General features: G+C 72.1%; 18 protein-coding genes. 14 read left to right on the top strand and 4 right to left on the bottom strand.

All coding sequences use genetic code 11. From position 1 onward, the window contains the following. Nucleotides 1-58 precede the first annotated feature (58 nt). The 3 genes from AB0B35_RS04990 to AB0B35_RS04980 form a co-directional block, all read right to left on the bottom strand. The gene (locus AB0B35_RS04990; protein WP_361040740.1) at nucleotides 59-1,330 is read right to left on the bottom strand and encodes an amidohydrolase/deacetylase family metallohydrolase; all 1,272 of its coding nucleotides are present in this window, start codon (nucleotides 1,328-1,330) and stop codon (nucleotides 59-61) included. Between the two features lie 133 nt (nucleotides 1,331-1,463). Beyond that, on the bottom strand, nucleotides 1,464-2,366 hold the full coding sequence (locus tag AB0B35_RS04985; protein ID WP_361040738.1) for an HAD family hydrolase: 903 nt from the start codon (nucleotides 2,364-2,366) through the stop codon (nucleotides 1,464-1,466). Continuing rightward, the gene (locus AB0B35_RS04980; protein ID WP_361040736.1) at nucleotides 2,366-4,246 is read right to left on the bottom strand and encodes a sulfatase-like hydrolase/transferase; all 1,881 of its coding nucleotides are present in this window, start codon (nucleotides 4,244-4,246) and stop codon (nucleotides 2,366-2,368) included. The genes AB0B35_RS04985 and AB0B35_RS04980 overlap by 1 nt, the downstream gene beginning before the upstream one ends. 111 nt (nucleotides 4,247-4,357) lie before the next feature. On the opposite strand from AB0B35_RS04980, the gene AB0B35_RS04975 reads away from it, so the two are divergent. The 5 genes from AB0B35_RS04975 (at nucleotide 4,358) to AB0B35_RS04955 (ending at nucleotide 9,836) form a co-directional block, all read left to right on the top strand. Further along, nucleotides 4,358-5,065, top strand: coding sequence for a hypothetical protein (locus tag AB0B35_RS04975; RefSeq protein WP_360521051.1), 708 nt, complete (start codon nucleotides 4,358-4,360; stop codon nucleotides 5,063-5,065). A gap of 163 nt (nucleotides 5,066-5,228) precedes the next feature. Further along, nucleotides 5,229-5,993, top strand: a complete 765-nt coding sequence (locus AB0B35_RS04970) for a DUF308 domain-containing protein (protein WP_361040734.1) — start codon at nucleotides 5,229-5,231, stop codon at nucleotides 5,991-5,993. Nucleotides 5,994-6,061: 68 nt separating this feature from the next. Continuing rightward, nucleotides 6,062-6,973 (top strand): formylglycine-generating enzyme family protein, encoded by a 912-nt coding sequence (locus tag AB0B35_RS04965; protein ID WP_361040874.1) that lies wholly within the window; start codon nucleotides 6,062-6,064, stop codon nucleotides 6,971-6,973. Between the two features lie 187 nt (nucleotides 6,974-7,160). Beyond that, nucleotides 7,161-8,402 carry a hypothetical protein gene (locus AB0B35_RS04960; protein WP_361040732.1) on the top strand — a complete coding sequence of 414 codons (1,242 nt, stop codon included), beginning with the start codon at nucleotides 7,161-7,163 and terminating at the stop codon, nucleotides 8,400-8,402. A gap of 105 nt (nucleotides 8,403-8,507) precedes the next feature. Then, the gene (locus AB0B35_RS04955; RefSeq protein ID WP_361040729.1) at nucleotides 8,508-9,836 is read left to right on the top strand and encodes an ATP-dependent 6-phosphofructokinase; all 1,329 of its coding nucleotides are present in this window, start codon (nucleotides 8,508-8,510) and stop codon (nucleotides 9,834-9,836) included. 67 nt (nucleotides 9,837-9,903) lie between these two features. Here AB0B35_RS04955 and AB0B35_RS04950 read toward each other — a convergent pair whose 3' ends face one another. Further along, the gene (locus tag AB0B35_RS04950; RefSeq protein WP_361040871.1) at nucleotides 9,904-12,492 is read right to left on the bottom strand and encodes a glucosidase; all 2,589 of its coding nucleotides are present in this window, start codon (nucleotides 12,490-12,492) and stop codon (nucleotides 9,904-9,906) included. 299 nt (nucleotides 12,493-12,791) lie between these two features. Here AB0B35_RS04950 and AB0B35_RS04945 point away from each other — a divergent pair, with 299 nt between their 5' ends. The 9 genes from AB0B35_RS04945 to AB0B35_RS04905 all read left to right on the top strand — a co-directional run bounded on the left by AB0B35_RS04945 (nucleotide 12,792) and on the right by AB0B35_RS04905 (nucleotide 25,844). Continuing rightward, on the top strand, nucleotides 12,792-14,753 hold the full coding sequence (locus tag AB0B35_RS04945; protein ID WP_361040727.1) for an amylo-alpha-1,6-glucosidase: 1,962 nt from the start codon (nucleotides 12,792-12,794) through the stop codon (nucleotides 14,751-14,753). A gap of 146 nt (nucleotides 14,754-14,899) precedes the next feature. Continuing rightward, nucleotides 14,900-16,234: a glycosyltransferase family 4 protein gene (locus AB0B35_RS04940; protein ID WP_360521738.1), complete on the top strand. Its 1,335-nt coding sequence runs from the start codon at nucleotides 14,900-14,902 to the stop codon at nucleotides 16,232-16,234. Nucleotides 16,235-16,501: 267 nt separating this feature from the next. Continuing rightward, a complete protein-coding gene (gene glgB, locus AB0B35_RS04935) occupies nucleotides 16,502-18,343 on the top strand; it encodes a 1,4-alpha-glucan branching protein GlgB (RefSeq protein ID WP_361040724.1) in 1,842 nt (613 codons plus the stop codon). A gap of 173 nt (nucleotides 18,344-18,516) precedes the next feature. Then, nucleotides 18,517-20,811, top strand: a complete 2,295-nt coding sequence (locus AB0B35_RS04930) for a sensor histidine kinase (protein ID WP_361040721.1) — start codon at nucleotides 18,517-18,519, stop codon at nucleotides 20,809-20,811. Further along, a complete protein-coding gene (locus AB0B35_RS04925) occupies nucleotides 20,808-21,212 on the top strand; it encodes a roadblock/LC7 domain-containing protein (protein ID WP_203695464.1) in 405 nt (134 codons plus the stop codon). Before AB0B35_RS04930 ends, AB0B35_RS04925 begins: the two co-directional genes overlap by 4 nt. Beyond that, entirely contained in the window at nucleotides 21,202-21,594 is a 393-nt protein-coding gene (locus AB0B35_RS04920; RefSeq protein ID WP_360521078.1) for a DUF742 domain-containing protein, read from the top strand. Before AB0B35_RS04925 ends, AB0B35_RS04920 begins: the two co-directional genes overlap by 11 nt. Then, entirely contained in the window at nucleotides 21,587-22,186 is a 600-nt protein-coding gene (locus AB0B35_RS04915) for an ATP/GTP-binding protein (RefSeq protein WP_361040718.1), read from the top strand. Before AB0B35_RS04920 ends, AB0B35_RS04915 begins: the two co-directional genes overlap by 8 nt. Before the next feature lie 76 nt (nucleotides 22,187-22,262). Then, nucleotides 22,263-24,635, top strand: a complete 2,373-nt coding sequence (locus AB0B35_RS04910; protein WP_361040715.1) for a hypothetical protein — start codon at nucleotides 22,263-22,265, stop codon at nucleotides 24,633-24,635. A gap of 9 nt (nucleotides 24,636-24,644) precedes the next feature. Continuing rightward, nucleotides 24,645-25,844 (top strand): YibE/F family protein, encoded by a 1,200-nt coding sequence (locus AB0B35_RS04905; protein ID WP_361040712.1) that lies wholly within the window; start codon nucleotides 24,645-24,647, stop codon nucleotides 25,842-25,844. Nucleotides 25,845-25,857: the final 13 nt, after the last annotated feature.

The following is a 25,857-nucleotide window of genomic DNA, read 5'->3' as shown; positions in this document are numbered from 1 at the left end:
CTTGTACGTGTTGTTGCCGGTGTTCAGGTCCGGGAAGACTGGGGCGACCACAACTCTTCTAGATCTGCCCAGGCTGTGAGTCGCGCGGGAATTGTTCCGCCAGGCCGGCGGGGGTGACCAGGGGTGTGGTGAGCAGGTCGCGGATCGTACGGTCGCGGCGGGCGAGCGCGTCGCGCTGGGCGGCGGTGAGTGGAATCCACGGCGGCGGCGGGCCGGGCAGGCTCGGTGGGAGCAGCCGCCCGGCCACGTACGTCGCCTCGTTGCGCAGCCGCATCGGCGCGCTCCGGAGCTGGCCGTGCACGTCGGCGAGCGGGAAGCGGCCCTGCTCCACGGCGAACACCGCCAGGTCGGCGGGCGCGCCGACGGCGAGCGTGCCGGTGCCCACGGGCAGCCCCAGGGCGCGGGCGGGCGCACACGTCGCCGCCGCGACGGCCTGTTTGAGCGGCAGGCCCACCGCGAGCAGCTTGGCCATCGTGGTCGGCAGGTCGAAGGCCGGGCCGTGCAGCGAGCGCGCGTGCAGGTCGGTGGAGACGACGTGCGGCGGCATGTCAGCGGCGAGCTGGGCTTCCAGCACGTCGTACGCGAAGCCGCCCGAGCCGTGTCCGATGTCGAACAGCACGCCCGCGTCGTACGCGCGGCGCAGCGCCGGGTCCAGGCCGCCCCGGCCCAGGGCGATGCCACTGGCGCAGTGGGTCACGATGTCGCCCGCGCCGAGCAGCGGCAGCAGTTCGGCGACGGTGGGCGGGGCGATACCCACGTGCACCATGACGGGCAGGTCACAGGCCCTGGCGACGGTGATCGCCCGGCGGAGCGGCTCCAGCCCGTTCGCCCCGACGGTGTTGGCGTCGATGCGTGCCTTGACGCCGTACACCAGGTCGCGGTTGGCCGTGATGGTGGTGATGGCGAGGTCGGTGTCGCAGGCGGTGAGGTCGCGGGATTCGCCGGTGAGCCCGGTCAGGCCGACCGCGGAGATGTTGAGCAGCACGGGGACCCGCACCCGGTAGCCGCGGATCGCTGTGCGCAGCGCGTCGAGCCCGTACGCCCCGGCGGAGCCCGCGTCGACCCAGGTGGTGACGCCGGAGCACCAGGCGGCCGGGCCGGGGTCGATGCCCCAGTAGGTAGCGCCGGGGAACACGTGCGTGTGCAGGTCGACCAGGCCCGGCGTGACCAGGCGTCCGGTCACGTCGACGACCTCGCGGGCGGCCGCGCGGGGCAGGTCCGCGCCGACCGCGGCGATCCGCCCGGCGGCGACCGCCACGTCGGCCGTGCCGTCGCGGCCACCGTCCGGATCGATCACCCGCCCGCCCACGAACAGCAGGTCGTAAGGCATGCCAGCGCTCCTCCGGTGGGGAAGGGCACCTTGCACGACGCAAAGCGATGTGCCGAGCCGCCGCTCGTCTCGCTGACGCGAGCCGACGATGCCCTTCCGTGCTCTGTCGGTGCTGGTGTGAGTTTAGTGCGGGTCAGAGCGGGAAGACGGTCGACCAGTCGTCGCGCATGGACACCACCGTCCAGCCCAGACGGCGGGCCGTGGTCGTGATCGGTTCGGTGTCGGCGAGAGTCACCGCGGCCGAGGCGTACGCGTACTCGCGCTCGGCGTCGTCGTGGTCGATGAGCACGGCGAGGCTGGGCATGCCGGCGGCGCGGGCGTACTCCAGCATCTCCCTGTCGCCCGCGCTGTTGCCGGCCGCGAAGATCGGGCGGCGGCCCAGCTGGGTCTGGATGTGCTCGACCTTCGCCCAGCCCTCGTTGACCTCGCCCTGCGCCTGCGCGGTGCGCACCAGCGCGGGCCCGTCGCCGTGCTGCTCGTGGTGGTACTCGACCAGCGTGCCGACCACGTCGTCGGGGCGCACGCCGTAGAGCTCCCGGCTGATCGCGCGGACGAACTCGGTGCCGCCGCCGGTGACGATGAAGACATCGAAGTCGTGCTGGCGCAGCACGTCCAGCAGCTCCAGCATCGGCTGGTAGACCAGCTTCGGGTAGGGCACGCCCCGGTCCGGGTGCTTCTCCTGCGCCATGAAGTCGCGCACCCGGGCGGTGAACTCGTCCGGTGTCCAGCCCGCGCACAGCTCCAGCAGTGCCATGGCGATGCGCTGCAGGCCCAGCTCGCCGAGCGCCGCGTGGTCGCTGTCGAGCAGCGCCCGGTACTCGGCGCGCTCGCCGAGGCCGGGGTCGTGCTCGACGGCGTCGTGCAGCGTGCGCACGAGGAAGCTGTACTGGATGTAGTCCGGCTTCTCGCACCACAGCGTGCCGTCGTTGTCGAGCACGGCCACCCGCTGCTCCGCGGGCAGCGCCAGCGACTCGTCCAGGAACGACGTGATCGCGTCGCGGGCGGGGCCCGGCCGCCAGGAGGGCAGGAACGCCATCAGTGACTCCCGATCCCTTCCGTCATCTTCTTCACCACCTGGTCGATGGTGAAACTCGCCGCCTCCTGCCGTGGAGGGAACTCCCGGAACGTGGCCAGGAAGTCGCCGGCCAGCTTCTGCACGGCGAGCACCAGGTACGCCCGGTCGAGCAGCCAGTCGTAGTAGCTGTTGGAGGTGACGTCCGCGCGCTCGAACGGGTCGGTGCGCAGGTTGTAGATCTTCGGCACCCGCAGCACCGTGAAGGGCTCGGCCCAGACCCGCAGCGTGCCAGGGGCCCGCTGCTCCATGAAGACCAGCTTCCAGTTGTCGAAGCGGATCGCGGTCAGGTCGCCGTCGTCGGAGAAGTAGAAGAAGCCCTCGCGCGGGCTGTGCGGCTCGTCGTCGGTGAGGAACGGCAGCAGGTTGAAGCCGTCCAGGTGCACCTTGAACGTCTTGCCCGCGGCCTCGTGCCCGGCCTTGAGCTCCTCGACGATGTCGGGATCGCCCACGGCGGCCAGCAGCGTCGGCAGCATGTCCAGGTGGCTGACGATCTCGTTGGAGACCCAGCCGTCGGGGATGCGGCCGGGCCAGCGCAGCATCGCCGGCACCCGGTAGGCGCCCTCCCAGTTGGAGTTCTTCTCGTTGCGGAACGGTGTCATACCCGCGTCGGGCCACGTGTTCATGTGCGGGCCGTTGTCCGTGCCGTAGATGACGATGGTGTCGTCGGCGATGCCGAGCTGGTCGAGCAGGTTGAGCAGCTCGCCGACGATCCGGTCGTGGTCGACCATCACGTCGTGGTAGTCGGACTGCCACGGCCCGGCCCACCCCTTGATCTCCGGGCGCGGGTGCGTCTTGAAGTGCATGTGCGTGGTGTTGAACCAGACGAAGAAGGGCGTGTCCGCGTCGGCCTGCCGCTGGATGAAGTCGGAGGCGTGCTCGAACACCTCGTCGTCGATGAGCTCCATGCGTTTGCGGGTCAGCGGGCCGGTGTCCTCGATCTTCTGGCCGCCGCCGGGCAGCGCCCAGCTGTGCAGCACCCCGCGCGGGCCGAAGTTCTTGCGGAAATCGGGGAAGCGCCGCAGGTCCGGGTAGTCCTCTTGCTCCGGTTCCTCCTCGGCGTTGAGGTGGTAGAGGTTGCCGAAGAACTCGTCGAAGCCGTGCGCCGTCGGCAGGAACTCGTCCCGGTCGCCAAGGTGGTTCTTGCCGAAGTGGCCGGTGGCGTACCCGTGCGGTTTGAGCAGCTCGGCGATGGTCGGATCGGCTGCCTGCAGGCCCAGGTCCGCGCCGGGCATGCCGACCTTCGACAGGCCGGTGCGGAACACCGCCTGGCCGGTCAGGAACGCGGCCCGCCCCGCGGTGCAGCTCTGCTCGCCGTAGTAGTCGGTGAAGCGCACACCCTCGTCGGCGATCCGGTCGATGTTGGGGGTCCGGTAGCCCATCAGCCCGTCGCTGTAGCAGCTCAGGTTGGTGATGCCGATGTCGTCGCCCCAGATCACCAGGATGTTGGGCTTGCGGCCGGCACCCGCGCCGGCCGCCGCGGACCGTGGCGCGGACTTGCGCGCCGGGCCGCGGTCCGCCGCGGTGCGGGTGGTCGCGCGCGAGGGCGGGGCCTTCTTGGCGGGTACGGGTGCCACGGCCTTCTTACCCGGCCCCGCCTTGCGAGCGGCCGGGCCGCCGGACGACGGGCCCGCGGCCGCGGTCGTCCCGCGCGCCCGTTTCGCCGGTGCGGCCTTCGCCGTCGGCACCGCCTTCGCCGTGGTGGCGGACTTGCGTGCGGGCGCGTTCGTGGCGGCCTTCTTCACCGGGGTGGCCTGCTTCGCCGCCGTCGTCTTCTCGGTCGCCCGCTTCGCCGCCGCCTTCTTCGCGGGGACCTTCTTCGCCGTCGGCTGCGTACGCGGCATGTCGCCTCCCAGAGACACGGATACCGCGGTCCAGTATTCCGGAGATGCGAACCATATTTCCGTTATCGACGGAATGCGTTGATACCGTCGGATGCAGACGATGGAGGTCCCATGGGCGTGCTGGCCGCGGCCGGGTGGGCAACGCTCGCAGCGTTCTCCCTGGTCATCGGGGCGTGGTTGGCGTACCGGCCGACCCCGGTGCCCCCGTCGCGGGTCGGCATGGTGATGGGCTTCGGTTCCGGCGCAATGCTCGCGGCGATCGCGTACGAGCTGGTGCCCACCGGGTTCCACCAGGACGTGCTGCTGTTCTCCGCGTTCGGCCTGGGCGCGGTCGTCTTCTTCGTGGCCGACGCGGTCGTCGCGGGCCGCCGCAGCATGGGCGCGGCCTCGGCCGAGCGGTCCCTGGTGATCGGCGCGCTGCTGGACGGCGTGCCGGAGTCGCTGGTGCTGGGCGTCGGCGTGGCCATGGGCGGCGAGGTCGCGGTGGCCTTCCTGGTCGCGGTGTTCGTGTCCAACCTGCCCGAGGCCCTCGGCGCGACCGCCGCCATGCGCGCCCACGGTCACACCAAGGCCCAGGCGTACCGAGTCTGGTGGACCATCGTGGCGGCGTCGGCGCTCGCCGCGTCGCTCGGCTACCTGGCGTACCGGGTGGTGCCGCGGGCCGACGGCGGTTACGTCGAGGCGTTCGCGGCCGGGGCGGTGCTGACCATGCTGGCCGACTCGATGATCCCGGAGGCCTACCGGCAGGGCGGTAAGGCGACCGGCCTGCTGGCGGTGCTCGGCTTCGCGGTGGCCGGCGCGCTGTCGGCCCTGGACTAGCCGAATGTCGGCACAGAATTACTGAATCACCTCATATCAGAATGAGACGGTGCATAGTCTGCAACCGGATGGCTCTTACTTCCGGCGGTACGCATGAGCAGGCGTTGCGAGCACTTCTGACGCGGTCGGCTCCAACGGCCGTCGAACGCAGTGAGGAGAAGGCATGAGCACCGCATCGCCCAGCAGCCCCGGCACGGGTAAGCCGGGCCAGGCCGCCGCGGCCGGCGCCCACGCGGCGAAGGAGGGCGTGGCCACCGGCACCGCAGCGGCCGCCACCGGGACCAGGCCCGGTCCCGTCCCACCGGGCACGACGGCGACCGGCGACATGTTCAGCGGCGCCACACCGCTGCCCGCGTCCCGCGTGCCGTGGTGGCTGTTCCTCATCACCGGCGTCTGCTGGATCATCGTCAGCTGGTTCGTGCTGGCATTCAACCAGTCACCGGTACGCAGCATCGGCGTCGTCGCCACCCTGGCCGGCATCGTCGTGCTGGTCGCCGGCATCTTCGAGCTGTTCCAGGCGTTCACCGCGCCCGGCTGGCGCTGGCTGCACGCCATCCTCGGCGTGCTGTTCCTGATCACCGGCTTCATCTGCTGGATCAACCCCGGCGGCACGGTGTTCTGGCTCGCCGCGTTCATCGGCTGGTACCTGCTGTTCAAGGGCGCCGCCGACATCGTGCTGGCCTTCCTCACCAAGAAGGAGCACGACGGCTGGTGGCTCGGCCTGGTCGTAGGCATCATCGAGATCCTGCTCGGCTTCTGGGCCGCAGGAAGGTTCACCCGCTCGTTCTTCCTGCTCATCGTGTTCGTCGGCGCGATCTGCCTGGCCCGCGGCATCACCGACTTCATCATGGCGTTCCGGATGCGCGACCTGAAGCACAAGGCCGAGCAGGGGCTGTCCGGCCCCGGCGGCACGGTGGTCACCGCGTGACGGAACCGATCACCCTGACCCGGCCCGGCCGGGACGGCGAAGCCCCGGGCCCGCCGCCCCGGCCGGGCATGGTGTGGCTGCCCGGCGGCACGTTCCGGATGGGCTCCGACGCGCATTACCCGGAGGAGGCCCCCGCCCACCAGGCTCGGGTCGGTGGTTTCTGGATCGACCGGCACCAGGTCACCAACCGGCGGTTCGCCGAGTTCGTCCGGCAGACCGGCCACGTCACCGTCGCCGAGACCGCCCCCGACCCGGCCGACTATCCGGGAGCCGACCCGGCGCTGCTGGTCCCCGCGTCCGTGGTGTTCGTCAGGCCGTCCCGGCGGGTGGACCTGCGCGAGATACGGCACTGGTGGCAGTTGGTGCCCGGCGCGGACTGGCGTCACCCGTACGGCCCCGGTTCGGGCCTGCGCGGCCTCGACGACCACCCGGTCGTGCACGTGGCCTGGGCCGACGTCGCCGCGTACGCGGCCTGGGCGGGCGGCGACCTGCCGACCGAGGCCGAGTGGGAGTACGCCGCGTCCGGCGGCGCGAGCGAGCCGGCCGAGTTCGCCTGGGGCGACGAGCTGACCCCGGGCGGCGAACACCTGGCCAACCTGTGGCAGGGCGAGTTCCCGGTGCTCAACCTGGCCGCCGACGGCTACGAGGCGACCTCGCCCGTCGGCTCCTTCCCGCCGAACGCCTTCGGGCTGTCCGACATGATCGGCAACGTGTGGGAGTGGACGTCCGACTGGTACGGCCTCCACGACCCCGCCAGGCAGCAGGCCTGCTGCGCCCCGGCGCGCCCGCGCGGAAACGCCGAGCAGGCCAGCTACGACCCGGCCACGCCCGAGGTCCGCATCCCGCGCCGGGTGAGCAAGGGCGGCTCGTTCCTCTGCGCGCCGAACTACTGCCGCCGCTACCGCCCGGCCGCCCGCATGCCCCAGGCCGTCGACACCTCGACCTGCCACCTCGGCTTCCGCCTGGTGAACCGCCCCTGACCCGCCGTGACCGCGCGGGCCGCGTCGCCGTCGCCCGCCATGATCGCCCGATTTGCCTGGCACCTGTGGGTATTCGACCTCAAGATACGCACATCTGCCGGGCAAATCGGATGACCTTGGGTGACGGCGGCCGCCGGGCGGGGACCCGGGCTGCGGGCGGGGACGGGGTCCGGGGAGGATTCTGTCCATGTCCTCAGTGCCCGCCGCCGTCCTCACACCCGAGGCACCGGCGACGGCTCCCGGGGGCACGCCGACGTGGCGCGACCGAGGACTGGCGCTGCTGCCGCCGGTGCTGGCATACCTGGTCGGCCACCTGGTGTACACGGTGGCCGGGGCGCTGGTCGCCGAGCCGTTCCTGCCGATCACCGGCCGGGTCCGCGCCGACTCCGGCCTCTACGTCAAGATCGCCGAGCAGGGGTACGAGCTGTTCCTGTGCGACAGCGATCCGATCCTGGCCCCGCAGTTCGCGCCCGGCGCGTGGTGCGGCACCGCGGGCTGGTTCCCGCTCTACCCCGGTCTCATCCGGTTGCTGACATCGACCGGCCTCGGCGCTTACCCGGCCGCGCTGATCATCACCGAGGTCAGCCTGCTGCTGTCGTTCGTATTGCTGTGGCGGTTGCTGCGGGACACACGCCGGCCGGTCGCCGTGGCTGTGCTCGCCCTGGCGGCGCTGCTGCCGGCCGGTGTCTACCTGCACGCCGTGTTCCCGATGGCGCTGGCCGGAGCACTGTTGCTGGGCTGCGTCACGCTCGTGGCGGCCCGCCGGTGGGTCCTGGCGGGAGTGGCGGGCGCGCTGGTCGCCGCGGCGTACCCGATGGGGGTCGCGGTCGCCGCGATCGGCTTCGGCGCGGTGGTGACCCTGATCGGCCGCCGCGAGCTGCGATCGTGGGCGGCGCTGCGGGCCGGGCTGGCCGTGGTGGGCCTGCCGCTGGCCGGGCTGGGCGCGGTGTTCGGCCTGCACCACCTGATGCTCGGGCACTGGAACGCGTACCTGCTGATCCAGGATCATTACGGCAACGGCGTGCACAACCCGCTGCACTCGCTGGCCAAGCTGGCGATCGAGCCATCCGTGATCGTCATCGCCGAGCCGCGGCAGGACCTGCTCTGGGTGCTGCACACGTTCACCGACGCCGAGTTGTGGTGGGCGCTGGCGCTGGCGCTGCTGGCCGTCGCCGCCGCGGTGGTCGCGTCGGGCCGCGGGCGGCTGCGGCCGTACGACGCCGGGCTCGCGCTGTACGCGGTGGCCATGTTCGTCGGCCCGCTGATCGCCGGACCCGGGGTGTCGCAGTACCGGTCGCACACGCTGCTGCTGCCCGCGCTGCTGGTGCTGCGGCACCTGCCCGCCCGCCTGCTGTGGCCGTACGCCGCCGTCGCGGGTGTGATCGCGCTGCCGATGGGCATGCTCTTCTCGACCTGGCTGCTTTTCTGAGCGATGATCCACCTGCCAGTGCGTGGCGGCGCAGCCGCGCACCTGGCGAAACATTGTCTCGATAGGCTGCTCGCCCCTGCTGCGGCAGCTGCTTGGAGGACGGCGATGGCTCCCGAGTCCGTTGACCTGACCGTGCGCACGCTCGGCGACTGCCGCATCGAATCACCGCTGGCACCGCTGCTGGCCTCGACCGAGAGCACCGAGCACTACGTCGACGAGAACGACCGGGTGCTGTTCGACGACACCGTGAACATGGTCGCCGCGCGCAAGGCGAAGCTGGACGCGCTGCCCGGCTTCGAGCCCGGCGGACCCCGCCGCAAGATCTTCTTCCAGCCGTCGAAGACCCGCGTCGGCATCGTCACCTGCGGCGGCCTGTGCCCCGGCCTCAACGACGTCATCCGGGGCCTGGTGCTGGAGCTGACCTCGCACTACGGCGTCACGAAGATCTACGGCTTCCAGAACGGCTACCAGGGCTTCATCGCCAAGTACGGCCACCCGCCGATCGACCTCGACGCCGAGGCGGTCAGCGGCGTCAACGAGTACGGCGGCACCATCCTCGGCACCTCGCGGGGCAGCCAGGACCCGTACGAGATCGTCGACTGCCTGGAGTCGATGAGCATCAACGTGCTCTTCGTCATCGGCGGCGACGGCTCCATGCGCGGCGCGCTGACCATCGCCGACGTGGTCAAGGAGCGCGGCCTGAAGATCGCCGTGATCGGCGTGCCGAAGACCATCGACAACGACATCCCGTACATCGACCAGAGCTTCGGCTTCCAGACCGCGTTCTCCAAGGCCACCGAGTCGCTGCGCAGCGCCCACGTCGAGGCCCGCGCGGTGCCCAACGGGGTCGGCCTCGTGCAGGTCATGGGCCGCCACTCCGGCTTCATCGCCTGCTACGCGGCGCTGGCCAACAACGACGCCGACTACGTGCTCATCCCCGAGGTGCCGTTCCAGCTCGACGGCGACGACGGCTTCCTGGCCCACCTGCGCCGCCGCGTCGACCGGCGCGGGCACGCCGTGGTCGTCGCCGCCGAGGGCGCCGGGCAGGAATACCTGGAGTCCGACGAGCCCGGCCAGGTCGACAAGTCCGGCAACCGCAAACTCAAGGACATCGGCCTCTACCTGCGCCGGCGCATCGCCGACGACTTCGCCGCGCACGGCATGGAGACCAGCCTCAAGTACATCGACCCCAGCTACGCCATCCGCAGCGTGCCCGCCAACCCGTACGACAGCGTGTACTGCATCCGCCTCGCCCACGCTGCCGTGCACGCCGCGATGGCCGGCCGCACCGCGATGGTCGTCGGCCGCTGGCGCGGCCGCTTCGTCCACGTCCCCATAGCCCTCGCCATCAGCAAGCGCAACCAGGTCGACCCGGCCGGCGACCTCTGGATGTCCGTCCTCGAAACCACCGGCCAACCCCGCCGCTTCGCCTGACCCCGAGCAAAGGAAGGGCACCTTCTTATCGCTCCGCGTATAAGAAGGTGCCCTTCTGAACGCGGCGCTAGCGCCCGGGGCGGTTGCGGGTGAGGATCAGGTCGAGGACCAGGGCGGTCCAGCCGCACTGGTGGGTCGCGCCCAGGCCCATGCCGTTGTCGCCGTGGAAGAACTCCGGGAACGTCAGGTGCGCCGTCCAGTCCGGGTGGTCACCGAGCATCGGATGTTTCGGCAGGTACGGCCGGTTGCCGTCCTTGTCGGGCAGCCACAGCGCGATGAGCCGGTCGGACAGGTCGTCGGCGATCTGGTCGAGGGTCAGCTTCTGCCCCGACCGGGTCGGATACTCCACCAGCAGGTCGTCGTGGAAGAACCGGGCGTAGTGCCGGATGCCCTCGATGAGCAGGTAGTTCGTCGGGAACCAGATCGGCCCGCGCCAGTTGGAGTTGCCGCCGAACAGCCCGTTCGTCGATTCGGCCGGCTCGTACCCCACCGTGTAGTCGTGCCCGCCGAGCCGGATCGTGTACGGCTTGTCGAGATGAGCCCGCGACAGCGTACGCAGCCCGTAGTCCGACAGGAACTCCTCGGTGTCCAGCATCCGGCTCAGTATCCGCCGCAACTGCTCCGGCCCGACCACCGCGAGCAGCCGCTGCTGCTGACCCCCGTCGGAGATCCGCCGCGCCCCGACGACCTCGGTGAACTCGGGCCGGTTGGTCAGGAACCAGCGCAGCCGCGCCGCGATCTCCGGCAGCCGGACCAGCGTCACCGAGCTGAGTGTCGTCGTCGCGCACAGCGGCAGCAGGCCGACGACCGAGCGGACCTTCAGCGGCACCTCCCGCCCGTCGGTGCGCCGCAGCAGGTCGTAGAAGAACCCGTCCTCGTCGTCCCACAGCCCCTGGTGCGAGGCGGCGTTGGCGATGTACGCGAAGTGCTCCAGGAACTTGGTCGCTATGTCGGTCCACACCCGGTCGTGGGTGGCCAGGACCAGTGAGATCTCCAGCAGGTTGAGGGCGTACATCGCCATCCACGCGGTGCCGTCGGACTGCTCCAGCACGCCGGGCACGGGCAGCGACGCCGAGCGGTCGAACGGGCCGACGTTGTCCAGGCCCAGGAAGCCGCCCTCGAACAGGTTGTTGCCGCCGGTGTCCTTGCGGTTGACCCACCAGGTGAAGTTGAGCAGCAGCTTGTGCATGACGCGGGCGAGGAACGCGTAGTCGCGCCCGCCGTCGATCTCGAACACCCGCAGTGCCGCCCAGGCGTGCACGGGCGGGTTCACGTCGCCGAACGCCCACTCGTACGCCGGGACCTGCCCGTTGGGGTGCAGGTACCAGTCGCGCAGCAGGAGCAGGATCTGCTCCTTGGCGAAGTGCGGGTCGACGCGGGCCAGCGCGACGCAGTGGAAGGCCAGGTCCCAGGCGGCGTACCAGGGGTACTCCCACGGGTCCGGCATGGAGATGACGTCGAAGCTGGTCATGTGCCGCCAGGCGCTGTTGCGCCCGAACCGGCGGCCCTCCGGCGGCGCGGGCGAGGCCGGGTCGCCGTCCAGCCAGCGCGCGACGTCGTAGTGGTAGAACTGCTTGCCCCACATCAGCCCGGCGACGGCCTCGCGCACGACCTGCGCCTGCGCGGGCGGGGTGCCCGGCGGGACCAGCCAGGCGAAGTACTGGTCGGCTTCGGCCTTGCGGGTGGCCATGACGTGGTCGAACTCCGCGCCGAGCGAGGGCGCCGGGCGGGCCTTGCCACCCGGCGCGGCGATCTGCGTCAACCGCAGCCTGAGCTGCGCCGTCTCGCCCGGCGGCACGGTCAGCACGTAGTGCAGCGCGGCCTTGGTGCCGGTGCGCCGCGGGTTGACCGTCGGCAGGCCGTGCACCACGTGGTCGGCGATGCCGTCCTTCGGATAGTCGGGAGTCTCCTCGTATCCCCACAGCCGCGCCGCGTTGGTCTCGTTGTCGCAGGCCAGCGGCTCGGGAGCGCCGTCGCCCTGCAGCGTCAGCCGGCCCAGGATGCGGTGCTGGGCGCGCAGCTCGCCGCCGCCGTCGACCCGCTCCGCGACGATCTCCGGTTTGTCGTCCCGGCCCGGCAGGCCCCACGACCAGGTGTTGCGGAACCAGAGGGTGGGCAGCACGTGCAGGGACGCCGGGTCCGCGCCCCGGTTGGTGACCGAGACCAGCATGCACAGGTCCGTCGGGGTGGCCTTGGCGTAGTCGACGGTGACGACCCAGTAGCGGTCGTCGGCGAACACCCCGGTGTCGGCCAGCTCGTACTCCGGCTCGGAGCGGTCCAGCTGCCGGTTGACCGCGACCAGTTCCGAGTACGGGAACTCGCGCTGCGGGTAGTGGTAGCGCCACGACATCCACGAGTGCGTCGGCGTGGAGTCGGTGTACCACCAGTACTCCTTGGCGTCCTCGCCGTGGTTGCCCTCGTTGCCGGTCAGCCCGAAGATGCGCTCCTTGAGGATCGGGTCGGCCCCGTTCCACAGGCCGAGGCCGAAGCAGAACGTCTGCCGCTCGTCGCAGATGCCGGCCAGCCCGTCCTCGTTCCACCGGAACGCACGCGAGCGGGCGTGGTCGTGCGGGAAGTACTCCCAGGCCGTGCCGTGCTCGCTGTAGTCCTCGCGCACAGTGCCCCAGGCCCGCTCGGACAGGTACGGCCCCCACATCCGCCACGGCTCCGCCCCGGCGTCCGCATCGGCCAGCCGTCCGCGCTCCGCGTCAGTCACGCGTGCTCCTCGCTACGCTCGTCACCCGCGTGTGCGCCTGCCACCTGGTTCGCTCGCAGCGCTCGCTCACGCGTGCTCCTCGCTCCGCCCGTCACCCGCATGACCGCCCCGCCACCTGCTGACCTCGCTCTGCCGCCCACCCCGTGATTGTCTCCTGCGTCTGTTACGGGTCTGCGTAACTTTGGCGGAGTCGCGCGATCACCATCCCGATTGCCCCGGTTTTTTGACAGAGTTGCTGCATGCGATTCGGTACCCAGGTATGTGGTGAGCCGGCCCTCGGCGCGGCGCGGGAGTGGTTGGTGGCCGACGGGCGCGGCGGCTACGCGATGGGCACGGTGAGCGGGCTGCGCACCCGCCGCTACCACGGGCTGCTGGTGGTCGCCGGGGACACTCCGGCGTCGCGGCACGTCGGCCTCGCCGCCCTGGATCCGGTGGTACGCCTGCCCGAGGGCCGGGTCGTGCGGCTGGGCGCCCACGAGTGGGCCGACGGCACGCTCGCTCCCCGCGGAGACCTGCTCCTGGAAGAGTTCGCCCTGGTGGACGGGCTGCCCCGGTGGCGCTGGCGGATCGGCGCGACCGTCCTGGAACGCACCCTCGCGATGCGCCACGGCTCGTCCTGCGTGGCCGTGGTCGACCGGCTGATCGGTGGCGGCCCGGTCGAGCTGTCGCTGGAGGCCCTGTGCACCTGGCGCGACCAGCACGGCGAGCGCCGTGCGGGTGACCTGCCGGTGCGCGAAGTCGCGGGCGGCGCGGTCGTCGCCGACGCGTACCGCTTGCGGGGCCGCCTGGCGAGCGGCGGCCGTGCCGCGACGGCTCCCGCCGGGCCGCCCGACACCCGGCCGTGGGTCGAGCGGCAGGCCGACGCGGTCTGGGCTCCGGACGGCGCCTGGCTGCTGAACGTGCACCATCGTATGGAGGCCGCCCGCGGTTATGTGGCGAACGAGGACCTGCTGCTGGCGGGCCGTTTCACCGCGAGGCTGGCCGAGCCGGGCGACGCGCTGGAGATCACCGCGTGGGCCGGTGACCTGGCCGTCGAGCCGCCGCCCGCTGCGGCGATCGTGGACGCCGAACGCGACCGCCGGCGCATCCTGACCGCGGGCGCGGTCGACGCGACCGCGGAACTGACACTGGCCGCGGACACGTTCGTGGTCACCACGGCGAACGGACCGGACGTCGTGGCGGGTTACCCGTGGTTCGGCGCGTGGTCCCGGGACACCATGACCTCCTACGAAGGGCTGTTCCTGATCACCGGACGCGCCGCGCTGGGCCGGGAGCTGCTGCGGGCGTACGCGGCGACGCTGTCGGAGGGCATGCTGGCCAACACGGCCGACGGCGGCGCGGTCGGGCACAACACGGCCGACGCGACGCTGTGGTTCCTGCACGCGATCGACCGGCACGTGCGCGCGACCGACGACGACGATCTCGCCGCGGAGCTGGTGCCCGCGCTGGACGAGGTGCTGGCGGCGCACCTGCGCGGCACCCGGTACGGCATCAAGGTCGACGAGAGCGACGGGCTGCTCGTGCAGGGCGCCGACGGCGAGGCGCTGACCTGGATGGACGCCCGCGTCGACGGGATGGGCGTGACCCAGCGGTCGGGCAAGGCCGTCGACATCAACGCGCTGTGGTGCAACGGGCTGGCGGCGCTGGCCGCGCTGCGCGAGCGCGCCGGGCGGCACAGCGACGACGTGCGGCGGCGGCACGCGGTGACGGAGGCGGCGTTCCGGCGGCGTTTCCCCGCGCCGGACGGGCACCTCTACGACGTGATCGACCCGGACGACGCCGCGCTGCGGCCGAACCAGCTGCTGGCCTGGTCGCTGCCGTACGCCCCGATGGAGCCGGACCCGGTGGCGCTGCGCCGGATCACCGACGCCCTGCTCACCCCGCTCGGGCCGCGCAGCCTGGACCCGGCCGATCCGGCATACCGGCCGCGGCACGGCGGCTCGCTGCGTGAGCGCGATCTCGCGTACCACCAGGGCACGGTGTGGCCGTGGCTGATCGGGCCGCTGGCCGACGCGCGGCGCAAGGCCGGGCTGCCGACCCGGGAGGTGCTGACGGGCCTGCTGGCGCACCTGGGTGACTTCGGTCTCGGTTCGGTCAGCGAGACCGCCGACGGGGACGCGCCGCACGGGGCGACGGGCTGCCCGTTCCAGGCGTGGAGCGTGGCCGAGACGTTGCGTGCTCACCTCACGTCTACTGAGTAGTAGCAGAGCGTAACAGACACGAAACACAAGGTCCCCAGCTCGAAATTGGTATCAGTCAGACTTTGTACAACCCCAATGGCGTACGGCACCGAGTGTCCGGTGCCTAGTTCCGTATGCCCGGGAGTCTGCGAGGGGGCCGCATGACCATGAACCTTCCCGTTCCATCGGGTCCGTCGACGGCAGCGAAGCCGCTCCGGATCATGATGCTTTCCTGGGAATACCCGCCGGTTGTGGTCGGCGGCCTCGGTCGGCACGTGCACGCGCTGGCCAATTCGCTGGTGCTGGCGGGGCACCACGTCACCGTGGTCACCCGGCACGCGCCCGGTGCCCCGCTGGAGGAGTACGCACCTCCGCCCGCGCCGGGCTTCCAGGGTGTGCGCGTCGTGCGCGCGCCGGAGGACCCGCCGCTGTTCCCGCTGGCCACCCCGACGCTGCTGGCCTGGACGATGGCGTTCAACCACACGCTCACCCGGGCGGCGCTGCGGGCCGCCGAGTCCGACGACTACGACGTGATCCACGGCCACGACTGGCTGGTCACGCACACCGCGGTCACCCTGGCCGAGCACCTGGGCAAGCCGCTGGTCGCCACCATCCACGCCACCGAGGCCGGCCGGCACCAGGGGTGGCTGCCCGAGGACCTGAACAAGAGCATCCACTCCGTCGAGTGGTGGCTCGGCCACCGCGCCTGCCGGGTGCTGGTCTGCTCGGAGTACATGCGCTGGGAGGTCACCCGGCTGCTCAACCTGCCCATCAGCAAGGTCGACGTCATCCCCAACGGCGTCGACGGCCGGGTCTGGAAGGCCCCCGCGCAGGCGGTGCGCGAGGCGCGCTCGCGGTTCGCCGGGGACGGTCCACTGGTCGGCTTCGCCGGGCGGCTGGTGTACGAGAAGGGCGTGCAGCACCTGGTCGGCGCCGTGCCGCAGCTCGCCGACGAGCACCCGGGCCTGCGGGTGGTCATCGCGGGCGACGGCCCCTACCGGGAGCAGCTGGTCGAGGCCACGCACGAACTGAAGATCGAGAAGCAGGTCAGCTTCATCGGCTTCCTGTCCGAGCGCGAGCTGCCCGCCGTGCTCGCGGCGACCGACGCCACCGTGGTGCCGTCCCTCTACGAGCCGTTCGGCATGGTCGCCCTGGAGGCGGCCGCGGCCGGCGCACCGCTGGCCGTCGCCGACACCGGCGGCCTGGCCGAGATCGTCGAGCCCGGCGTGACCGGCATGACCTTCCCGCACAGCAACCCCGAGGCGCTGGCCGGCGCCGTGGGCACGCTGCTCGCCGAGCCGGTCAAGGCCAAGCAGATCGCCAAGCGCGCGCTGACCATGGTGTCCAAGCGGTACGGCTGGCAGACCATCGCGGCCAGCACCGTGCAGACCTACCGCGGCGCCATCGCGCAGGAACCCGCGTTCCAGGTCGAGCGCCTGGCCGAGCAGGCCGGCGGTGAACGTCCCCAGATCATCGTGCCTGACGGAAACCTCCTCCGATGAGGGAGCGGAGCGAGCGAATCATCGGCACCGTTTGGCTCATCGCGACGCCGGAGGCGGCGCGATGAGGGAGCGGAGCGAGCGAATCATCGGCACCGTTTGGCTCATCGCGACGCCGGAGGCGGCGCGATGAGCGCGCGCGCAGCGGGCCCGACCGACGGCCAGGCCCGCCCCACCCCTACCGCAAGCGAAGCGATGAGCAGCGAAGACGGTGCGGATACGGCGTCGGCTCGTTGGTCAACGGGGCAACCGGAACGGCGAGGAGAAGCGATGAACCTGATCGGCGATCTTGATCTTTACCTCATCGGCGAGGGCAGGCACGAGCGGCTCTGGAAGGTGCTCGGGGCCAACCCGGAGCCCGACGGCCAGGGCTGGCGCTTCGCGGTGTGGGCACCCAACGCCCGCGAGGTGCAGGTCATCGGCGACTTCTCGGGCTGGTGGCCGGGCGACGGCATCGCGATGAGCCCGCAGGGCGGCAGCGGGGTCTGGGCGGCGACCGTGCCGGACGCCGTGGCCGGCCAGCGCTACCGCTACCGGGTGCACGGCGCGGACGGCCGCTGGACCTACCGCGCCGACCCGCTGGCCGTCGCGGCGCAGTGCCCGCCGGAGAACGCCTCGGTGCTCTTCTCCTCCGCCTACACCTGGAACGACGAGTCCTGGATGACCGGGCGGGCCAAGCGCGCCGATCACCACGCCCGGCCGATGTCCACCTACGAGGTGCACCTGGGCTCGTGGCGGCCGGGCCTGTCCTACAAGGAGCTGGCCGACGAGCTGGTCGCGTACGTCACCGACCTGGGCTTCACCCACGTGGAGTTCCTGCCGGTGATGGAGCACCCGTACGGCGGCTCGTGGGGCTACCAGATCACCGGGTTCTACGCGCCGACCGCCCGCTTCGGCGACCCGGACCAGTTCCGCCACCTCGTGGACCGGCTGCACCAGGCCGGCATCGGGGTGCTGCTGGACTGGGTGCCCGCCCACTTCCCCCGGGACGAGTGGGCCCTGGCCCGCTTCGACGGCACCCCGCTCTACGAGCACGAGGACCCGCAGCGCGGCGAGCACCCCGACTGGGGCACGCTGGTCTTCAACTACGGCCGGCGCGAGGTGCGCAACTTCCTCATCGCCAACGCCCGCTACTGGTGCGAGGAGTTCCACGTCGACGGCCTGCGCGTGGACGCCGTCGCGTCGATGCTCTACCTCGACTACTCGCGCCAGGCCGGGCAGTGGACGCCCAACGTGTACGGCGGCAACACCTACCTGGAGGCGGTCGACTTCCTCCAGGAGCTCAACACCGCCGTGTACGCCGACCAGCCGGGCATCCTCACCATCGCCGAGGAGTCGACGGCGTGGCCGGGCGTCTCCCGCCCGGTCGAGTTCGGCGGCCTGGGCTTCGGCATGAAGTGGAACATGGGCTGGATGCACGACACGCTGGAGTACCTGAAGAAGGACCCGGCGCACCGCAGCTACCACCACGCACAGCTGACCTGGCCCAGCTGCTACGCCTTCGACGAGCAGTGGGTGCTGCCGCTCAGCCACGACGAGGTGGTGCACGGCAAGCGCTCGCTGCTGGGCAAGCTGCCCGGCGACCGCTGGCAGCGGCTGGCGGGCCTGCGCGGGCTGCTCGGCTACATGTACGCCTTCCCCGGCAAGAAGCTGCTGTTCATGGGCGCGGAGCTGGCCCAGGAGTCGGAATGGAGCGAGCAGTTCGGGCTGGACTGGGCGCACGCCGACTATCACGGTGATGTGCGCGGCCTGGTGCGCGACCTGAACCGGATCTACCGGGACAGCGCCGCGCTGTGGGCCCGGGACACCGAGCCGGGCGGGTTCAGCTGGATCGACCCGCATGACTCGGGCAGCAACACGGTCTCCTTCGTCCGCCACGGCAAGACCTCGAAGAAGCTGCTGGCCTGCGTGGCCAACTTCTCGGGCATCCCGCTGCACGACCACCGGATCAAGCTGCCGCGCACAGGGGCGTGGCTGGAGGTGCTCAACACCGACGCCGAGGTGTACGGCGGCTCCGGGGTCGGCAACATGGGCCGCATCCGCACCGACGCCGAGGGCAACGCCGCCGTCGCGGTCGGACCGTACGGCGCGGTCTGGTTCGCCCCGGCATAAAACGATCTACGTCAGCACGTGACCGGCGCCGGCATCGGTGCCGGTCATCGTGTTTTCGGCGTCCTACCTGGTGAACTGGCGACACCCGAAAGGTGTGCCGGGGCCGTGAGATCAGTAGTATTTCCACGTTTCCCTCGCGTGGTCCCGCCCCCGGTGCGCTTATGAGGTCGTTTATGCCCCGACGCTTCTTCTCCCAGCAGAGCTGGTCGATCAGGTCACGGGTGATGCTGCTCCTGCTGGCGCCGCTGGTGCCGCTGCTGGGCATGTGGCTGTTCAGCACGACCGTCACGGTCGGCCCGGCGGCGAACCTGCTCGACGTCAAGTCCGGCGTGGACATGTTCGGCACACCCGCCTACGAACTCGTCAGCGAGCTGCAGGCCGAGCGGGCCCTGTCCATGCGCTTCCTCAGCGGCGGCCCGGTCGTGGCGACCGAACTGGGCACCCAGCGGGCCGAGACCGACATGGCGCTGGCCGAGTTCCGCCGGCTCACCGGCAGCGACGACGCCGAGTCGGCGGCGAGCCCGCTCACCCGGCAGCACCTGGCCGCGGTCGGCAAGGCGCTGGAGGAGCTGCCGCTGGGCCGGGCCGTGGTGGACACCCGGCAGTACGACCGGGTGCAGATCATGCGGCTGTACAGCGGGATCATCGACAAGACCTTCGGCCTGTACGGCTCGGTCTCCGGCCTCGACGACCACGAGCTGAACCGGCAGGCGGGCACGGTCATCGCGCTCACCGAGGCGCGCGAACTCTACGCCCGCGAGAACGCGCTGATCAGCGCCGCCATCGCGGGTGGCGGCATGTCCGCGGCGGAACGCTCCGAGGCGGTGTCGCTGATCGGCCTGCAGCGGCGCGCGCACGACACGGCGACGCGCTACCTGCACCCCGACGACGCGGTCCACTACACGGCCATCCTGGACAGCGCGGCCTACCTGCGGATGCGGGCCGTCGAGGACCGGCTCGCCGACCTCGGCCGCCCGGCTCCCGCGATCGACGCCAAGCAGTGGTCCGCCGACTACGCCACCGTCGACGGCAAGCTGTACGAGCTGGAGTCGGCCACCGCGTCCCGCACCATCGACGCGACCATGCCCGCGGCCACCGCGATCCTGGTCCGGCTCGGCCTGGCCGGCGGGGCCGGTCTGATCGCCATCGTGGTGCTGGCCCTGGTCTCGTTCCGGGTGGCGCGCTCGATCATCCGCCGCATCAACGCCCTGCGCGCGCAGGCCCTGCACGTCGCCGAGCACAGCCTGCCCGACGTGGTGGCCCGGCTCCGCGCGGGCACGGACGTGGACGTGGACGCCGAGGTGCCGCCGCCGGGTGCGGTCGACGACGAGCTCAACGAGCTGGAGAACGCGTTCGCCCAGGTGCAGCGCACCGCCGTGGCCTCGGCCGTGCAGGAGGCGACCCTGCGCAACGGGCTCAACCAGGTCTTCCTCAACATCGGGCGGCGCAGCCAGGTGCTGCTGCACCGTCAGCTCGCCCTGCTGGACGCGATGGAGCGGCGGACCACCGACCCCCAGGACCTCGAAGACCTGTACCGCGTCGACCATCTCGGCGCGCGGATGCGCCGCCACGCCGAGGACCTGGTGATCCTGGCCGGGGCCAAGCCCGGCCGGGGCTGGCGGCACCCGGTCCCGCTGCACGACGTGATGCGCTCGGCGGTGTCCGAGGTGGAGGAGTTCACCCGGATCACGGTGGTGCCGCCGCAGGAGCTGGCGCTGCGCGGCCGGGCCGTCAGCGACGTCATCCACCTGCTGGCCGAGCTGCTGGAGAACGCGACCGCCTACTCCCCGCGCGACACCCACGTCACGGTCGCCGGGCAACTGCTGCCCAACGGGTACGCGGTGGAGATCGAGGACCGCGGCGTCGGCATGCCCGCCTCCGCTGTGGACGAGGCCAACCAGCGCCTGGCCGACCCGCCCGACTTCGATCCGGCGCACAGCTCCCGGCTGGGCCTGTTCGTGGTGGCGAAGCTGGCCGCCCGGCACGGCGTCAAGGTCACCCTGCGCCCCTCCCCGTACGGCGGCCTCACCGCGGTGGTGCTGCTGCCGCGCGAACTGGTCGTCGACGGCAACACGAGCACCCCGGCGCAGGCCCCGGCCGCGCCGCCCGCCCTGGCCACCCCGATCGCGGCCCTGACCACGGGCTCTCCGACGGCGCCGGCCGCCGCACCGGTTCCCGCCGACGTGCTCGAAGGCGGCCCCACCACCGAGGCCGAACTGCCGGTACGCGCGCCGCAGACCCACCTCGCCGCGCCCCTGCGCGAGGAACCGGTGATCGTGCTCGACGGCGAGCCGGGCGGCACCGGGCCCGCCTCGCCGGTGCGCCCCGCCGAGCGCACCCGCAGCATCCTGACGTCCCTGCTCGCGGGCGCGCACCGGGGCCGGTCCGCGGCCGCGGTGAGCACCGTCCCCGCCCCTCCCGCTGACACCCCGGCAGCGGCCGAACCGCCTGAGGAGTCGACATCATGAGCAATCCCGCGGGCCTGGACTGGCTGCTCGACGACTTCGTGGACCGCATACCCGCGGCGCTGCGGGCCGTCGTGTTCTCCGTGGACGGGCTGCTGCTCGGCGCGTCCCGCGACCTGTCCCAGGCCGACGCCGATCACATGGCCGCGATCGCGGCCGGTTTCGCCAGCCTGTCGCGCAGCGCCGGCCGACACTTCAAGGCCGGCCCGGTGCGCCAGGCCGTGATCGAGATGGAGGAGGCCGTCCTGCTCGTCACCGACGCCGGCCAGGGCAGCTGCTTCGCGGTGCTGAGCGACGCCGAATCCGACATCGGCATGGTGGCGTACGAGATGGCGATGGTCGTCGAGCGCATCGGCCACAGCCTCGGCACGCAGCCGCGGCCCACCTCCACCCATGCGCGCTGACGACGAAGACGATGCGCACGAGTGGCTCGATGCCGAAGCCGGGCCGCTGGTGCGGTCGTACGCGGTCACCGGCGGCCGGGCACGCCCCGGAGCGAGCACGTTCGACCTGCTCACCTATGTCGTGGCGACACCGGCGGGGCAACGCCGCCACGCCGTCCGCCTGCAACCCGAGCACCGGGCGGTCCTCGCCCTCGCTCAGGAACCCATCTCGGTCGCCGAGCTGTCCTCCCGTGCCGGGTTTGCCCTCGGCGTGGTCCGGGTACTCCTCGCAGACCTATTCGACGAGGGCGCCGTCACCCGTATGGCACCCGCAGTGGCCCCCGGCCACATTCCGGACGACCACATCCTCCAGGCGGTGATCCTTGGCCTCCGTCATGCGTGACGAGCGTGCCCGGTCCATTCCCACGGCGATCAAGATACTGGTCGCCGGGGGCTTCGGCGCCGGCAAGACGACAATGGTGGGCAACGTCAGCGAGATCCTGCCCCTGCACACCGAGGAGGTGCTCACCTCCGCGGGCACCGACTCCGACGACCTGTCCGGGGTGGAGGGCAAGCGCACCACCACGGTCACCATGGACTTCGGCCGGATCACCATCGGCGACAGCGCGGTGCTCTACCTGTTCGGCACACCGGGCCAGGACCGGTTCTGGTTCCTGTGGGACGAGCTGGCGATCGGCGCGTTGGGTGCGGTCGTGCTGGCCGACACCCGGCGGCTGGCGGACAGCTTCCCGTCCATCGACTACTTCGAGCGCCGGGGCATCCCGTTCGTCGTCGCGGTGAACTGCTTCCACGGCCACCAGCCGTTCGGTGTGGACGCGGTGCGCGGGGCACTGTCGCTCGACCCGGACGTGCCCGTGGTGATGTGCGACGTGCGGGACCGCCGCTCGGGGCGGGAGGTGCTGGTGACCCTGATCGAGCACGTACGCGCGATCACGCTCGGCCCCGCGCACACCGCCGTGGCCGGTACGAGCTGACCTGTCGCCCGTGCCGACTTTTCGGAGGACGTCTCAGCCATAGGCGTGACACGCGTGTCGCCGGTACGCTGCGCCGGTGCCGAACGCCGACCGCCTCGCCAGCCGGAGCCTGCCGGCCATCCTGCGCGACGCCGCCGACCTCGCCCTGAGGCAGTGGCGCGGCCTGCTGGTGGTCGCCGCGGCCACGCTCGTGCCGGCGCTGCTGGCACGCCAGGTCATCGGCTTGTTCGCGCTCAACACCAACGCCACGGTGGTGGACGGGACGTTCACCCCGGCGCCCGCGGCGGCCGCCGGCGGGGCGGGACTGGTCGCGCTCGGCCTCGGCTGGGTCGTGGCACTGGTCGCGGGCATCGCGGTGGCGTCCGGCGGCCTGCGCGGCATCCCGGTCGATCCGCGTGCCGCGCTGCTACTGGCCCTGCGCCGGCTGCCCGCACTGGTGCCGGCCCTGCTGCTGATCGCCGTCGCCGCGGTCGGGCTGCAGGTGCTCACCCTGGTCGCGGTCGCCTTCTTCGACATCGCCCTGCCGCAGGACGTGGCCACCGCGGCCGTCTTCGGCCTTTTTGTGCTGACGCTGGTCGTGCTGGCCAGCCGGTTGCTGTCGGTGCCCGCGATCGTGCTGGGCGACGGCGCGGTCTCCTGGTTGCTGCACGCGCACGCGCTCGCCGCGGGCCGGATGCTGACGACCGGCGGCGCGCTGGCGACCGGCGTGGTGGTGGCCCCGGCGCTGGTGGGCATGGGCGCGGCCGCCCTGACGCAGGCACAACCGGCCTTCGCCCTGCTGTTCGCCGCGCTGGCCGGGGTCATCGTGCCCGCCGTCCAGGCCGCCGTGCTGGTCACCGTCTACCTGCAGCGCCGCCCGGCGGGCAGCCGCGGCTCCGAGGCCGACCTCGACCGGGTCGACCAGACGCTGTCAGCGCTGTCCCCCGCGTCCGCGGGCCCGGCCCGCGCCGGAGACGACCCGGCTGACGACACGGTGCCCTCGGCGGCGCCGTCCCTCACCGCCCTCGCTTCGGCCGACAGCGCGAAGGCATCGGCCGCCCACGCCCTGACCGACCCCACCAGGTCGACCCGCACCGCTGCGGTGCGGGCCACCGGCCCACGGCACGGCGCGGTGGCGCGCCCGGGACGTTTCGCCCTGCCCGCTCCGCTGCTCGCCGCACTCCGCCGGTCCGCCGCCGCGCTCGGCCGGGCCTACGCCGCGCTCGGCCGGCCCTGGACCGGCCGTCCCGCGCTGGTCGCGGCGCTGGCTTCGCTGCTGCTGCCGGCGCTGCTGGGGCTGGGCTTCGCGGCGACCGACCCGTGGGACAGCCCGCACGCGAGCCGGCACAGCGTCTCGTGGAGCGGCGAGGTGCTGGCCACAGCCTGGCCGGCGGGCCGCCACCCGGTCGTGGTCACCGACTACGGCCCGCACTGGTGCCTCGACGACGGGTGCCACTCCGTCCGATCGCGCAGCTCCGAACCGCTGATGTTGGGCGCGCCGATGCCCGCGACCGCGATCACCGCCGACGGCGACGTGGTCTCTGCGGGAATCCGCGGCCGGGAGAGCCAGGCGGTCAAGACCGACGGCGACGACGCGGTGCAGATGCAGCGCTGCACCGCGCCCTGGGGTCCGGCCACCGCCCGACCGAAGCCGGGCAGCTGTGAGGACGGCATCACCCGCTGGCACAGCGGCGGCAACGAGGGCCAGGCACACCTGGCTGTGGCGGCCGGGCCCGACGGCTCGGTCGTGGTCGCCACGGCCCGCCCGCTCCAGGTGCGCAGCGGAACCCGGCCGAAGGTCCAGCTGGCGGTCACCCGGTGCAACACGGTGCACTGCAACCGCCGCTCGCTGGACGTGCTCGGCACGGTCGAGGTCGAGCTGAGCGCCTGGCTGCCCGAAGGCATGGTGGCCGCGCCCGCGTACGCCCCGCTGCTGCAGCTCACCCTCGACGCGTCGGACCGGCCGACGGTGCTGCTGCGCGACCCTGCCGGACGCCGGGCCTGGCTCGCGACCTGCCCGACGGCCGCCTGCGACACCGCCAAAATCACCGAGATCGGCGCTCCGGAACGCGCCACCGACCAGGCCGTGCTGCTGCCGGGCAGCACACCGCGGCTGGTCGCGGGCGGCGACGCGATCACTTTCCACGCGCCGGTGGCGATCGGCGCGGGCGGCCCCGGCCTGTACGTGCTGGGCACGGAGTCCGATCTGGCGGCCCCGGTGCCGCTGGCCCCCGCCGAGTACGGCACCGGCCGGCTGGTGCTCTGGCACTGCCCGCCCGGCTCGGCCGACCGGGCCCGCCGGGTGGCGCTGCCGCTGCTGACCGGCGACCTGTTCCACGTCGCGCTGGTGACCAGCGGCGACGGCAAGGTGCTGGTGACGTACTCCGACAGTGGCCGGCGGTACGCCGTGCTGGTGACCGGGCCGCCCAACCCGGGCAAAGGCCCCTACTGCGCGGGGTTCGACGGCTAGGTTCGGCTCATGGGGGCCGGACACAGTCACGAGCCTGGTGAGACGCTGCCACCTGCCCCGCCCGACCTGCGCCGCATCGTCACGATGATCATCGTGCCCCTGGTCGTGGCGACCCTTATCGGGCTGATCGTGCTGTGGCCTCGCGGGCCGAGCCCGCAGCAGGCGTCGGACACCACGCAGCGGCTGCACGGGGAGATCGTGTCGGCGACGCCCGCCTGCCCGCGCGAGGTCCCGGCCCAGCCTGGCGGTGACTGCGGCACCGCTCAGGTGCGCATCGGCGAGCAGGTGGTCGACGCCGTGGTGCCGACCGGGCCGAGCGCGCCCGCGGTCGGTGTCGGCGACGACGTCGTGCTGATCGCCTCGGTCGACGCCGAGGGCGGGCAGCGTTATGCGGTGGTCGACCACGACCGGTGGGGCTGGCTGCTGGCGCTGGTCGCGCTGTTCGTGGCAGCGGTGATCGCGTTCGCCCGCTGGCGCGGGGTGGCGAGCCTGGTCGGCCTCGTCGTGAGTTTCGCGGTGCTGCTGGTCTTCATCCTGCCCGCGATCGTGCGCGGGGAGCCGCCGCTGGCGGTGGCGATCGTCGGCTCGGCCGCGATCATGTTCGCGGTGATCTACCTGACGCACGGGGTCAGCGTGGGCACCTCCATGGCGCTGCTCGGCACGCTCGCCGCGCTGGTGCTGACCGGGCTGCTCGGCCTGCTCACCACGAACCTGCTGCACCTGACCGGCTCCGGCAGCGACGAGGCCGCGATCCTCGCCAACGTGCTGGCCGGGGTGGACCTGCGCGGGCTGCTGCTGGCCGGCATCATCATCGGCACGCTGGGCGTGCTGGACGACGTCGCGATCACCCAGACGGCCCTCGTCGGCGAGCTGTCCCTGGCCGACCCGACGCTGAGCGCGCGGCAGCTGTACCGGTCGGCGATCAGGGTGGGCCGGTCCCACGTCGCCTCCGTGGTCAACACCATCATCCTGGCGTACGCCGGTGCGTCGCTGCCGCTGATGCTGCTGCTGGTCACAGCGGGCACGGGCACCCGCGACGTGCTCTCCACGCAGGTGATGGCGGCCGAGATCGTCCGCGGTGTGGTCGGCACGATCGGCCTCATCGCCGCGGTTCCGATCACGACCGCGCTGGCCGCCTGGGCGGTCGCCCGCTCACACCGGCACCGGGCCGACCACCCGCACAGCCATCCCGAACCGGACGCCGCCTGAGCTGTTTCCGTCG

The sequence above is a fragment of the Catellatospora sp. NPDC049133 genome (assembly GCF_040648455.1).
Classification (GTDB): domain Bacteria; phylum Actinomycetota; class Actinomycetes; order Mycobacteriales; family Micromonosporaceae; genus Catellatospora; species Catellatospora aurea.
This window is presented reverse-complemented; position numbering and strand designations above follow the sequence as displayed.